The 10,614-nt window shown below is 69.2% G+C and carries 11 protein-coding genes; 3 read left to right on the plus strand and 8 right to left on the minus strand.

What is annotated here, in order from left to right:
• Positions 1 to 1,879 (minus strand): DNA polymerase (locus VNE62_06835; GenBank protein ID HVE91998.1); only part of this gene is annotated, 1,879 nt, incomplete at its 3' end.
• A complete protein-coding gene (locus tag VNE62_06840; protein HVE91999.1) occupies positions 1,879 to 2,259 on the minus strand; it encodes a hypothetical protein in 381 nt (126 codons plus the stop codon). The genes VNE62_06840 and VNE62_06835, both read right to left, overlap by 1 nt.
• A gap of 153 nt (positions 2,260 to 2,412) precedes the next feature.
• On the opposite strand from VNE62_06840, the gene VNE62_06845 reads away from it, so the two are divergent.
• Genes VNE62_06845 through VNE62_06855 form a run of 3 tightly spaced genes read left to right on the plus strand, consistent with a single transcriptional unit; the run spans position 2,413 to position 5,672 of the window.
• Positions 2,413 to 2,787: a PaaI family thioesterase gene (locus VNE62_06845; protein HVE92000.1), complete on the plus strand. Its 375-nt coding sequence runs from the start codon at positions 2,413 to 2,415 to the stop codon at positions 2,785 to 2,787.
• Positions 2,714 to 4,846 (plus strand): ABC transporter ATP-binding protein, encoded by a 2,133-nt coding sequence (locus VNE62_06850; GenBank protein ID HVE92001.1) that lies wholly within the window; start codon positions 2,714 to 2,716, stop codon positions 4,844 to 4,846. The genes VNE62_06845 and VNE62_06850 overlap by 74 nt, the downstream gene beginning before the upstream one ends.
• A gap of 28 nt (positions 4,847 to 4,874) precedes the next feature.
• Entirely contained in the window at positions 4,875 to 5,672 is a 798-nt protein-coding gene (locus VNE62_06855) for a transglutaminase-like domain-containing protein (protein ID HVE92002.1), read from the plus strand.
• Between the two features lie 5 nt (positions 5,673 to 5,677).
• On the opposite strand, the gene VNE62_06860 is transcribed toward VNE62_06855, so the two are convergent.
• From VNE62_06860 to VNE62_06885, 6 genes are all read right to left on the minus strand, one after another.
• Entirely contained in the window at positions 5,678 to 6,910 is a 1,233-nt protein-coding gene (locus VNE62_06860; GenBank protein ID HVE92003.1) for a dihydrolipoamide acetyltransferase family protein, read from the minus strand.
• Positions 6,911 to 6,912: 2 nt separating this feature from the next.
• Entirely contained in the window at positions 6,913 to 7,887 is a 975-nt protein-coding gene (locus VNE62_06865) for an alpha-ketoacid dehydrogenase subunit beta (GenBank protein ID HVE92004.1), read from the minus strand.
• Positions 7,880 to 8,977, minus strand: coding sequence for a pyruvate dehydrogenase (acetyl-transferring) E1 component subunit alpha (pdhA, locus tag VNE62_06870; GenBank protein ID HVE92005.1), 1,098 nt, complete (start codon positions 8,975 to 8,977; stop codon positions 7,880 to 7,882). The genes VNE62_06865 and pdhA overlap by 8 nt, the downstream gene beginning before the upstream one ends.
• On the minus strand, positions 8,974 to 9,474 hold the full coding sequence (paaD, locus tag VNE62_06875) for a 1,2-phenylacetyl-CoA epoxidase subunit PaaD (GenBank protein ID HVE92006.1): 501 nt from the start codon (positions 9,472 to 9,474) through the stop codon (positions 8,974 to 8,976). The genes pdhA and paaD overlap by 4 nt, the downstream gene beginning before the upstream one ends.
• Positions 9,471 to 10,226 carry a 1,2-phenylacetyl-CoA epoxidase subunit PaaC gene (gene paaC, locus VNE62_06880; GenBank protein ID HVE92007.1) on the minus strand — a complete coding sequence of 252 codons (756 nt, stop codon included), beginning with the start codon at positions 10,224 to 10,226 and terminating at the stop codon, positions 9,471 to 9,473. Before paaC ends, paaD begins: the two co-directional genes overlap by 4 nt.
• 17 nt (positions 10,227 to 10,243) lie before the next feature.
• The coding region (locus VNE62_06885; GenBank protein HVE92008.1) for a hypothetical protein at positions 10,244 to 10,614 on the minus strand (371 nt) is incomplete at its 5' end.

Here is a 10,614-nt window from a genome sequence, read left to right on the forward strand (position 1 = left end):
GGCCGAGGTCGCCGCGGATCGGGATGTTCTGGACGTTGGGGGCCGTGGACGAAAGCCGGCCCGTCGAGGCTCCCGTCTGGACGTAGGTGGGGTGGATCCGTCCGGTCTTGGGGTTCACCAGAGGCAGCAAGGAGTCGGTGAACCCTGACTTGAGCTTGGACACCTCACGGTAAGCAAGCAGGGCGTCGACGATCGGGTGCTCGCCCTGAAGCTTGGCGAGCTCCGCGGCGTCGGTCGAGTAGCCGGTCTTGATCTTCTTGGTTTTCGGCAGCCCCAGCTGCTCGAACAGAATCCGCTGAAGCTGAGGCGTGGAGCCGACGTTGAAGACCTCCCCGGCGTGCGAGTGGATCTCGCGCTCCAGGGTTTCCATCCGGGAGCCCAGGTCGGCGTTGAGCTCCTCCAGGTATTCGACGTCGATGGAGATGCCCGCGCGCTCCATTCGGGCCAAAACGCGGACGAGGGGGAACTCCAGATCGCGAGCGAGTTCCCACATGCCCCGGTTGCGCATCTGATCCTCGAGCACCGGGGCCAGCGCCCGGACGGCGACGGCGGCCTTGGCGGCCTTTTCCCCGGAGTCGGGCTCCAGGTCCAGCGACGCCTGCTTGGCCTTGGGGGCCTTCTCTTCCTCGTCGTCCAGCGCCACCCCCAGGTAGCGGCGGACGACGTCCGGGAGCCGGTAGCCCCCCGGGAGCCCGGGGTCCAGCAGCCAGGCCGCCACGTAGGTGTCGATCGACAGCCCGCGGACTTCCCCGCCGGCCTCCAGCACCGCCCGCGTCAGGACCTTGGCGTCGTGGGCCACCTTCGGGTTGTCCGGGTCGCACAGCCAGGCGGCGAGACGTCCGGGCGCGGCCTCCAGCGGCACCACGGCGGCCTTGCCGTCCTCAACGCTGATCGCAAGCCAGTGGGCGTCCATGGCCAGCGAGATCGACTCTCCCGCCGGCAGCTCGTCGGCATCCGTCAGCTCCGATACCGACTCCAGCTCCAGCGCGGGAGCCGCCGCGACGGCCGTGACGTCCAGCTCGCGCAGCCGCGTGTACAGAGTCGGGAACTCAAGCGACATGAACAGCTTGCGGACCTGTTCGTCGTCAAACGGCTCGAGCCTGATCGAGTCGGGGTCGACGTCGAGCTCCAAGTCGTCCACGAGGTGGCCCAGCTGCTTGTTGAGCCGCACCTGGTCCGCGCACTCCAGCAGGGCGTCGCGGATCCTCGGACGCAGCTCGCCGGCGTGCTCGATGACGCCCTCGATGCTTCCGTAGTCCTGCACGAGCTTGGCGGCCGTCTTGTCCCCCACGCCGGGCACGCCGGGCAGGTTGTCGGAGGTCTCGCCCTTGAGGGCGGCAAAGTCGGTCCACTGCTCCGGCGCTACGCCGTACCGCTCGATGACCGCCTCGCGGTCGTAACGGCGGATGTCGGTGACGCCGCGTCCGGTCATCATCGCCGTGACCCCGGGCCGTACGAGTTGCAGGACGTCGCGGTCGCCGGTGACGATCACGGCCTCGTCGCCCCGGTCCTCGAGCCTTCGCGCAAGGGTGGCCAGCAGGTCGTCGGCCTCTATCCCGTCGCGCTCCAGCGTCGGGATGCGCAGGACGTCCAGCACCTCCCGCAGCAGGCCGAGCTGCTCCGTGAACTCCGCCGGCGTCTCGGCCCGTCCGGCCTTGTACTGCGGGTATGCCTCGAGCCGGAAGGTGGGGGCGGCCCGGTCGAAGCAGACGACGATCCCGTCCGGCCGCTCCAGCTCGAGGAGCTTTATGAGCATCGCCGTGAAGCCGTAGACGGCGTTGGTCATCTGGCCGGAGGACGTGACCAGCGACTGGGGAAGCGCGAAAAAGGCCCTGTACGCAAGCGAGTGCCCGTCGATCAGCAGCAGCTTGCGGGACATCAGCGCCCGATGGGCTGCGCGAACGTAAGCAGGTACCCCGACGGCGTCCTCAGGGTCAGCTCGCGCAGGCCCCACGGCTTGTCCTGGACGGGCCACGGCCTCGCCACCCCGATCGGGATGCGGCCGACCACGTCGTCGACGTTGTCGACCATCAGATAGAACTGGATCCCGGTGCCGAACTGGCTCGGGTTCTGCTCCCAGTCCAGCAGGGGCCGGTCGGCCACCCGGAGCGTGTCGTAGGACTGGACCGTCAGGACCGTGTCGCCGAACGACACCCGGGCGGCGGCTCCCGACCTTTCAACTTCGAATCCCAGCGAAGAGTAGAACTTCAGCTCACGTTCGAGGTCCTTGACCCCCAGGCGAGCGCTCATCTGTGCCATGTGCCCGTCCTTATGTCGCAGCGGCTTCGATAGACTACCGACCCCCAGTGATCGGAACCTGTCCTGACCACGCCGGCCAAGCCCTGGTGGCAGATCTACCTGGAGGGCCTCGCGGCCCCCGGCCTGGAGCCCGAGTTCGTCCGGAACCTGGGCGTGCACCCTGCCGGGTGGGAGCCTGAAGGCATCGTCCGGCTGCGCTGGGAGCCGCCGCTTTGGACCAGGACGCCCGCCGGGTGGGTCCAGGGAGGTTTCCTGGCCGTCGTTCTGGACATGGCGCAGAGCTTCGCCGTGGTGACGGTGTCGCCCGATGGCCACGGAGCGGTCACGCTGGACATGGGCGTCACGTTCCTGGAGTCGCCCATGGCGGAGTCATACATCGTGGAGGCCAGGACCGTAAGGGCCGGCCGCACGATCGCCCACACCGAAGGAACGATCACCGACTCGCAAGGCAGACTTGTCGCAACGGGACGCCAGACGAACCTCGTCAGGGCCTTCCGGCGGCCAGAGCCGGACGAAGGGGGAAGCTGACACGGAAACGACGCCGAAGCGCGACGAAGAGAAGGCCCGCCAGGAGCCTCTGCCGCCGGCGGCCCTAGAGGCCCTGCTCGCAGCCGGTGTCGAGGCGCGGGCCGAGGGCGATGCGGACGCTCCGGCCAACGAGCGGGGTCCCCAGGCCGGGCAGGCTCCGGCCCCGGAAGCCGCGGACCCATCCGACGAACCGGAGCCGTTCAGCATCTACGACCTGTTCGAGGAGGCCAAGCAGCAGAAGAAGTCGGTGAGGAAGCTCCCCGGCCTCTTGCGGGCGTCCTTGGCTTTGGTCTGGGCGGCGAGCCCCCGCGATTTCGCGATGAGCGCCGCGCTGGAGGTGGTGGTCGGCGCCGGAGCGGCGGTCTCGCTGCTGGCCGGAAAGGAGGCGCTCGAGGGACTGCTGATGCGCGGCGGGCGAGGCCTTGGCGAGATCCTCCCGAGCCTCCTGGTGCTCACCGGCGTGTCGCTCGTCACCCGGCTCCTGGGGGCCCTCCGCATGGAAAGGCAGGTCCTGCTCGCCGACCTCGTCAAGAGACAGGCCGAGTCGCGCATCTTCGACGTGTCCTCGGCCATGGATCTCGAAGCCTTCGAGGCCCCCGGTTTCTTCGATCGACTTCAGAGGGCTTTGGCCAATGCCTCGTTCCGTCCCATGTCGATGGTCTGGGCGGTGCTGGGACTGGCAAGCGGGATGCTCGGAATCGTCGGCGTGGGCATCGCGCTGTTCGCGATGCAGCCTCTGCTACTGCCGCTGGTCGGGCTGGCCTACCTGCCGCTGTGGATCGTCCGGAACAAGATCAGCCGCGACAGGTACCAGTTCTTCCTACACAACACGCCCAACGAAAGGGAGCGGCAGTACATCCGCGGAGTGCTCGGGGGCCGCGACGAGGCCAAGGAGGTCCGGGCCTTCGACCTGTCCGGGATGCTCCGCGAGCGGTACTCACGGCTATACGACGACTATCTCGACGACCTCCGGCAGCGCCTGCGGAAGCGTGTGCGGATGTCGATGGTCGCGGAGGTATTGAGCGGCGTGATGACCGCCGGCACTCTCGGCGTCGTCGTCTGGCTGTTCGTAACCCGGCGGATGTCGCTGGCCACAGCCGGCGCCTCCGTTGCTGCCCTGAGGATGCTCAGCTCGCGCGTGGAGACGGTGGGACACAGCGCGAGCAGCCTGTACGAAGCGGGCCTATTTCTGGAGGACTACACGTCGTTCCTGGAGCTGATGCCCGAGGTCGAGGCGAGGCGGCCGACGGCGGAGGCTCCCGCGGACTTCAAGACTCTCGAGGCGCAGGGCATCTCGTTCACGTATCCCGGCAGCACCAAGCCGGCACTGGAGGACGTGTCCCTTCGGCTTTCGCGCGGAGAAGTCGTGGCTCTGGTCGGTGAGAACGGCTCCGGCAAGACGACGCTGGCGAAAATCCTCGCGCACCTGTACCAGCCGCAGAAGGGCCGGATCCTGTGGGACGGCACGGACACGTCCCAGTGCGACCGGCAGGGTCTGCGGCGGTCGATAGCCCTGATCTTCCAGGACTTCGTCCGGTACAAGCTGCCCGCCCGGGACAACATCGGCATGGGCCGTCACGATCGGGCGTCTGACCTCGACGCCGTCGTCACGGCCGCCCAGCGGGTTGGAGCGCACGACTTCCTGTCGAAGCTGCCGAACGGATACGACACGCTGCTCACCAAGGAGTTCAAGGGGGGCCGGGACCTGTCGGTGGGCCAATGGCAGCGGGTAGCCCTGGGCCGCGCCTTCTTTCGCGACGCGCCGTTCATCATCCTGGACGAGCCGACCGCGGCCCTCGACCCCCGGGCCGAGTACGAGTTGTTCGAGCGAGTGCGCGACCTGTGCAGCGGCCGGTCGGTACTTCTCATCTCCCACCGCTTCTCCAGCGTCCGTTCCGCCGACCGCATCTACGTGCTGGAGTCGGGCCGAGTGGTCGAGGCGGGCCGCCACGAGGAGCTGATGGAAAGAAACGGGCTGTACGCCGAGCTGTTCACGCTTCAGGCGTCGGCCTATCTGGACACGCCGTCCAGACCTGCCGGGGAGGCCCCGGGGGGTTGACATGCCCCGTCCCGGGAAAGGATGAGGCATGGACGCCATCGACCGCTTCACGGAGATCATCCGCTCCGACGACTTCAGGGTCGCCGAGGCGTTCCTGGCCTTCGCCCGGCTCGCGCACCCCGACCTGGACGCCGAGCCGTACATCGACGTCCTCGACGACCTCGGGATGCGGGTCCAGCCGGCGGTGGAATCCGAGCAGACCCAGACCAAGAAGCTGGCGACGCTGGGGGCTTTCCTGACGGAGGCGGGGTTCCGCGGAAACCACGACGACTACCCCGACCCCCGCAACTCCTACCTGAACGAGGTCATCGACCGTAGGCTCGGAATCCCGATCTCGCTGTCGGTCGTCTGGATCGAATGCGGCATCCGCGCGGGCATCGAGATGGCCGGCATCGGCATGCCGATGCACTTCCTCGTGGGGGTCGAGGGGACCGACCTGCTCGCGGACCCGTTCGACGGGGGAAGGCTGCTGTCCAGGTCGGAGGCCCAGGCGATCTTCGAGAACCGGACCGGAGGCCGTATCGAGTGGCGGGACGACTACCTACGCGCGACGACCCCCCTGCAGATGGTCCGGCGGGCACTGTCGAACCTCAAGGCTGTGTACGCGGCATCGTCCGGGATGCAGCAGCTGCTGGCGGTCGAGAACTACCTGCTCGCGATGCCGGACGCCCCGCTCGAGGAGCTCAAGGAGAGGGCGACGCTGCTGTCGGCTCTCGGCCGGTACCCGCAGGCGATCGCCGACCTGCGCACCTACCTGGAGGACGGACCGGATGACGCCGACCAGGTCGAGCGGGAGATCCGCAGGCTCCAGGCGTCGATGAACTGAAGGACTCAGTCGGCCGGCAACGACCTCAGAGCTTCTGGGTCCTCGAGGTGCTCTCGCAGTTCGGCCAGCGCATAGCCGGCCTCGGCCCCGTCCAGCACGCGGTGGTCGAACGAAAGCGACAGCGTGGTGGCGAGCCTGGCCTCGATCGTTCCTCGGTAGACGAGGGGCCTCGACTCCACGACCCCCAGCGCCAGGATCGCCGCCTCCGGAGCGTTGATGATCGGAGTCCCGAACTCGGCTCCGAAGGTCCCGACGTTGGACACCGTCAGCGTGCTTCCGGTGAGCTGCTGAGGCGTCGCGGTTCCTTCCCGTGCGGCGGAAACCGCAGCCGCCATCTCGCGAGCGAGCGTGGCGATGCCCATCTCACCCGCGTCGCGCACCACGGCGACCATCAGCCCGGCCGGCGTGTCGGTGGCGATGCCCGCGTGAAACGACTTCCGGACGATGATCTCGCCGGACGCGGCGTCATAGGAGGAGTTCAGCTTCGGGTGATGCTTCACCACCTCGGCGAGAGCCCGGACGACCACCGGCAGCAACGTGACCTTCGCCGGCAGCTGCGCGCGGAAGGACTCGGCCTCCGTGCAGTCCACGGTCAGGTAGGTGGTGACGTGCGGGATCTGGGTCCACGACGAGGTCATCTTCTCGGCGATCAGCCGGCGGACCCCCCGCACAGCGATCCGCTCGTCGCCCGGCTCGGCCGCCACCCGGGGAGCCACGGGGGCGGGTGCCGGCGCGGACGCGGCGGCCTGGACGTCCTCGCGCGTGATGCGCCCCTCGGGTCCGGTCCCGGACACGGCTGCCAGGTCGACCCCGAGGTCCTTGGCCAGCTTGCGGACGGCCGGGGTGGCGAGGGCCTTGCCGGCTGCGGCCGGGACCGCGGGCTTGGTCCGGGGGCCGGGGGGCCTCAGCGAGGGCCGGGACTTGGTCCCCTTGTCGCCCTTTACCCCGTAACCCACCAGGACGGCCTTGCGCTCTCCGTCTTCCGCCGGCTCCTCCTCGCCCTGGACCTCGAACGTGACGAGGTGCTGTCCGACCCGGACCTGGTCGCCTTCGCCCGCGTGCAACTTGGACACGACTCCTTCGTAGGGCGACGGGATCTCGACCAGCGCCTTCTCCGTGTTCACCTCGACAAGCGGCTGGTTGAGGGTGACGGGGTCGCCTTCCGCCACTAGCCAGCGGGACACCTCGGCCCCCTCGAGTCCCTCGCCCAGGTCGGGGAGGGTGAAGACGCGGCGCATCACTAGTAACTCAGGACGCGGCCGACGGCGGACAGGATCCGCTCGACGCTGGGGACGTAGTGCTCCTCGATCGTCGCCGGCGGGTAGGGGGTGTCGTAGCCGGTGACGCGCAGGACGGGGGCCTCGAGGTTGACGAAGCAGTCCTCGACGAGCCGAGCCACGACCTCGGCTCCGAACCCGAGGGTCATCGGCGCCTCGTGGACCACCACGGCGCGGCCGGTCGTCCGGACGGCCACCGCCAGCGTCTCGAGGTCCAGGGGGACCAGCGTTCGCAGGTCCACCACCTCGAGCTCGACTCCGTCCTCGGCGGCGAGGTCGGCGGCCTCCAGGCAGCGCGAGACCATGGCGCCCCAGGCGATGAGCGTGCAGTGCCCGCCCTCGCGCACGACCCTCGCCCGTCCGATGGGAAGGCCGCCGGACTTAAGCTCACCGGACTCCTTGGACCAGTACCGGCTCTTGGGCTCGAGGAACACGACCGGGTCGGGGTCGGCAATCGACTGGACAAGCAGGTCGTAGGCGTCCATCGGCGTGGACGGCACGACGACCTTCAGCCCCACCGTGTGGGCGTAGTAGGTCTCCGGCGAGTCCGAGTGGTTCTCGGCCGCTCCGATGCCGCCGGCCTCCGGGATCCTGATCACGACCGGCATCGGCGCGCGGCCCCGGGACCGGTACCGGTAGCGGGCGATGTGCGAGATCGTCTGGTTCAGGGCCGGGTAGCTGAACGCGTCGAACTGCATCTCCGCCACCGGACGCCACCCCGCGAGAGCCAGTCCGACGGAGATGCCGGCGATCCCCGACTCGGCCAGGGGCGTGTCGAACACCCGCGTCTCACCGAACCGCTGCTGGAGCCCCTGCGTGATGCGAAACACGCCGCCGAGCTTGCCGACGTCCTCCCCGAAGACCAGGACCCTGTCGTCGCGCTCAAGGGAGTCGGCCAGGGCCGTGTTGAGGGCCGCGGCCATCGTGGTCTCAGGCATCGGCGTCCTGACCGCCGTGCAGCACTTCATCGCGCTGCCGCGCCAGGTGCTGGGGGGTCTGCTCGTAGACCCACTGGAACATTTCGTGAACCGGCCGCGGCGGCGCCGCCGCGATCCCCGCACGGATCTTGGCAGCGATGGCCGCGGCCTCTTCGTCAACCGAGCCGAAAAAGGCTGCGTCGGCGATCCCCTGCGACTCCAGGAACGTCCGGTAGCGCGACAGAGGTTCCAGCGCCTGCCACCGCTCGACCTCCTCGCGCGGCTGGTAGATGCTGGCGTCGTCGGCCGTCGAGTGGGGGCCGAGTCGGTAGGTGACGGCTTCGATGAGGGTCGGGATCCCCGCGTCCACCGCGCGCTGCCTGGCCTCCTGCGTCACCTGGACCACGGCGAGGATGTCGTTTCCGTCCACCCGGACACCGGGGAGGCCGTAGCCGGCCGCCTTGCGGTGGATGGGCGCTGCCGTCTGCTTTGAAAGCGGCACCGAGATGGCCCAGCCGTTGTTCTGGCAGAAGAAGATCGCCGGGGCCTTGAACACGGCGGAGAAGTTGCAGGCCTCGTGGAAGTCACCTTCGGAGGTGGCGCCGTCGCCGAAGTAGGCCAGAGCGCACGCGTCCTTGCCGTCCATCGCCGCGCCCATCGCCCAGCCGACCGCGTGCAGACACTGGCTGGCGACGGGCACCGAGATCATCCCGAAGCCGTGCTCGGCCGGGTCGTACATCCCGCCGTGCCAGGTCCCCCGGTAGAAGTGCAGGTAGTCGACGATGTCCACTCCGCGGACGACGGCCGCACCCATCTCCCGGTAGGAGGGGAAAGCCATGTCCTGGGGCTGGAGCGCAAAGGCGCTGCCGACCTGTGCGGCCTCCTGTCCGGACAGCGGCGCCCACACCGCCAGCTCGCCCTGGCGCTGGAGCGCCGTCGCCTCCAGGTCGGCCCGACGGACCAGAGCCATGAGGCGGTACAGGTCCCGGAGGCGGTCGCGGTCCAGGCCGGGGGGCAGGTCGCCCTGCAGGGTGCCGTCCGGGGTCAGGAGCCGGAAAGGGACGTCGGCCGGTTCCTGGTCGACCAGCGGCTGCGGCTCCTCTACCTTCAACTCCGGCCTCCGGGACCTCTCGCGATCGTCAGGACGGGTCCGCCCTTGTCCTTGAACCCCTCGAAGACGTTGCGGCAAGCATTGCAGAAATGCGTGCTTCGGCACGGCGTGGGCCCGAACGGCGACTCCACGACGGTGTCCGCCGAGCCGCAGTAAGGGCAGCCGTGGGCGGTCCCGCCGAGACGGTCCGAGGAGATGCCGTACTCGCGCAGACGCTCGCGTCCCGTTTCCGTGACCCGCGACGCGGTCCAGGGAGGGTCGTACACGAAGACGACCTCGATGCGCCGGGGGCCACAGACGGACTCTAGGGCCTTGCGGACGTCCTGCCCAATGACGTTCTTGGCGGGGCACCCGACAAAGGTCGGAAGAAGCTCGACGTGGACAACGTCGTCGGTCACCTCGACGCGCTCGACCATCCCCAGATCCACGATCGAGCAGGACGGGATCTCCGGGTCGACGACCGACTCCAGCGCCCGCGCCACGTCGTCGCGGATCACCAGCTGGCCCCGGCGTGGGTGCGATACAGGCCCGTCAGGTCGTCCCAGAGCTGGTCGAACTCGGGAGTGTGCCGCCCGTAGCGGCCGCCCATGGACGAGTTCAGGTCGGGCAGGACGAGTCCGTGCGCGAGCAGGTCCGGTCCGATGGCCTGGGTCCAGCGCTCGAGGAGTTCGGCGCTTGAGTCGGGCAAGGTCCGGTCTCGGAGAAGGACCTCCTCCTCCCACAGCGGCTCGAAGATGCCGCCGCACCCGGGCAGCGCCGTCCGGAAGCCCTCCAGCAGGTGCTCTTTGGCCTCGGGCGGTCCGTTCAGCAGACGGTCGGTCCACGTCCGGGCGTGGTCGAGGTGGTAGCGCTCCTCCAGCCTGATGACCGACACGGCCTTGGCGAGCTCGGTCCACGACGAGCGCTCCAGCGACTCCAGCCGGACGTCGTCGGCCGTGTCGTACAGGTATTGGCGGGCCAGCGTGTAGCCCCACTCGCGGTTGGACCCCTCGCAGATGATTGCGTTGCGGTACTCGGTGGGCGGACGTCCGAGCGCCAGGGCGTCGGGGTCGCGCCCGTCCAGCGGCTCGGCAAGCTCGTACAGAAGCTGGGCGTGCGCGATCTCGTCCTGCGCGATCGACGAGAACGCAAGGTCGGCTTCGATCATGGGGGCCCAGCCCGTCCACTCCGAGTGCCGGTGCCCGATGACCAGTTCGTCGTCGGCCAGCGACAGGAGCAGCGCGAGCCGGGCGTGGTCGAGCTCAGCCATGTCCGGACCGGCCCCCCTCAGGCATGGGTCGGCGTGGGACCGTGGTCGGGCACCAGACCGCGCTCGGCAAGCTCCTTGCGGACGCGCGCGAACTTGGCCCCCACGCCGACGTAGCCGTCCGGGCGGCGGTAGGACTTGTCGGTCACGCCGCCCACGACCTCGTCCTCGGCGCAGAAGTGCAGCTCATCGGTTCCCCGCTCGCGGACGGCGTAGCGAAGTCCCTCGCCGCGGCGGAAGAACGACTCGCGCGCCAGGAGCATGGCCATCCTCAGGTCCGGTGCGAGGAGGCTGCCCACCAGGACGGGGTCCTCGGCCGCCCGCCGCTCGCCGAAGACCTCCCAGACGCGCACTAGCTCGCCTTGGGTATCCCGTTGAACGCGCTTCGCAC

The organism is Actinomycetota bacterium (genome assembly GCA_035536535.1).
GTDB lineage: Bacteria > Actinomycetota > JAICYB01 > JAICYB01 > JAICYB01 > DATLNZ01.

What these genes read in the sequence shown, in the direction of transcription:
- VNE62_06860 (HVE92003.1), bottom strand. Translation starts at nt 6,910, where the DNA reads ATGCGCCGCGTCTTCACCCTCCCCGACCTGGGCGAGGGACTCGAGGGG.
- VNE62_06865 (HVE92004.1), bottom strand. Translation starts at nt 7,887, where the DNA reads ATGCCTGAGACCACGATGGCCGCGGCCCTCAACACGGCCCTGGCCGAC.
- paaC (HVE92007.1), bottom strand. Translation starts at nt 10,226, where the DNA reads ATGGCTGAGCTCGACCACGCCCGGCTCGCGCTGCTCCTGTCGCTGGCC.
- VNE62_06840 (HVE91999.1), bottom strand. Translation starts at nt 2,259, where the DNA reads ATGGCACAGATGAGCGCTCGCCTGGGGGTCAAGGACCTCGAACGTGAG.
- VNE62_06855 (HVE92002.1), top strand. Translation starts at nt 4,875, where the DNA reads ATGGACGCCATCGACCGCTTCACGGAGATCATCCGCTCCGACGACTTC.